Annotated in this window: 1 protein-coding gene and 1 pseudogene; one reads left to right on the forward strand and one right to left on the reverse strand. The window is 63.5% G+C overall.

Going from position 1 to position 1,775, the window contains the following annotated elements:
* On the forward strand, window positions 1-880 hold an 880-nt coding region (locus EOD15_RS33760), incomplete at its 5' end, for an FAD-dependent monooxygenase (RefSeq protein ID WP_127409270.1).
* Here the strand turns inward: EOD15_RS33760 and EOD15_RS33765 are convergent.
* Window positions 857-1,775 (reverse strand): annotated as a pseudogene (locus EOD15_RS33765) (AEC family transporter); the annotation flags it as partial. The gene EOD15_RS33760 and the pseudogene EOD15_RS33765 overlap by 24 nt on opposite strands.

Here is a 1,775-nt window from a genome sequence, read left to right on the forward strand (position 1 = left end):
CCTCAACCAGGCACTCGCCAGCGCCGTTGCCGCGCATGCCGGCATCGACCGGCTGATGTCGATAGTGGCGAACTGGCGTCTCGATGCCGAGCACGCCCGTGCCGTCCTGGCCGACGGCAGCACGGTCGACGCATCGCTTGCGGTCGCCGCCGATGGGCGGTTGTCACCGGCGCGCCAGGCGGCCGGCATCTCGACCTCGGCCCGGTCCTACCCGCAGGCAGCTCTCGTCCTCAATTTCGGCCATAGCGGCGACCACGCTTTCACCTCGACGGAATTCCACACCGAGACCGGTCCGTTCACGCAGGTCCCATTGCCCGGCAATCGCTCCAGCCTAGTCTGGGTGGTCAAGCCCGAGACCGCGACCGACCTCGCCGCACTGGACGATACGACGCTTTCTCAGCGGGTTGAACAGCAGATGCAGTCGATGCTGGGCCGGGTGACGGTCGAGCCGGGCCGGCAGATCTATCCGCTTTCGGCGGTGACGCCACTGCGTTTCGCCCGAGATCGGGTGGCGCTGGTCGGCGAAGCCGCCCATGTGTTTCCGCCGATTGGTGCGCAAGGCCTCAATCTCGGCATCAGGGACGTCGACGATCTGGTTAGAAACGCTTGTGAAAATAGATCCGACCCGGGTGCAGCCAAGGCGCTTGCGGCTTACGATTTCAAGCGCCGCCCCGATATTCTGGCGCGTAGCGGTGCGGTCAACCTGCTCAACATGTCGCTGCTTTCCGACATGCTGCCGGCCCAGATGGCCCGCGTGGCCGGGCTCGGCGTGCTCGGTGGCTTCGCGCCGCTTCGGGCTTTTTTCATGCGCGAGGGGCTTCGTCCAGGCAGCGGTTTTGCCGCGCTAGCCGGCGGGTTAGGGAAACAGGTCCGGCGCTAGGATATCGTGCCGGATCAGGTAGAGCAGCCCGGTGACAGTCACGACCGATAGACAGGTTGTGATCAGCACACTGGCCGACGCGCGCTGTACCCAGACGCCATACTGCTGGGCGATGACGAAGACGTTGGTGGCGATCGGCAACGCCGCCAGAAGCACCGCCGAGAAGACCCATGTCTCAGAGAAATTGCCGATCCAGCTCAACACGACATAGCAGAGCAAAGGGTGCAGGATCAGTTTCAGTGCCGCAATCGGAACCATCTCGTGCGGGACGCGATTGAGCGGCCTGAGCGCCAGCGTGACGCCCATGGCAAACAGCGCGCAAGGTGCGGCCGCCCGGGAAAGATATTCCAGAAATCGCTCCACCGGCACGGGCGGTCGAAAGCCGATATAGGCGGCGCCGACGCCCAGGGCGGTTGCGATGATGAACGGGTGCAGCACGATTCTTGCGCACGACACCGAGCGCAAGCCGGAGAGGCGTGGTCTTGTCGTCGCCCGACAGCGCCATCATCATGGGTGCGATGGCGAAATGCATGATGTTCTCGAAACAGAAGATCAAGGCGACCGGCACAGCCGCCTCCTCGCCGAAGGCCAGCAATGCCAGGCCCGGTCCCATATAGCCGATATTGCCATAGGCGGCCGCGAGCGCCTTGATGGTCGATTGCGCTATCTCGCCGCGCGAGGTCAGGACCGACCCCATGAACATCAAGGAAAATATCATGAAGGTCGAGACGACCGAACCGAAGATGAAGCGCCATTCCGTCAGGTCTTCGAACGGCGTCTTGGCAAGCAGTTGGAAGAAAAGTGCCGGCAGCGCGACATAGACGATGAACGTGTTCATCCAGCCGAGCGCCTCCAGCGGCTGCCTGGTGATGCGCGCCACCAGAAACCCGACAAA

Source organism: Mesorhizobium sp. M7A.T.Ca.US.000.02.2.1, assembly GCF_003996995.1.
Classification (GTDB): domain Bacteria; phylum Pseudomonadota; class Alphaproteobacteria; order Rhizobiales; family Rhizobiaceae; genus Mesorhizobium.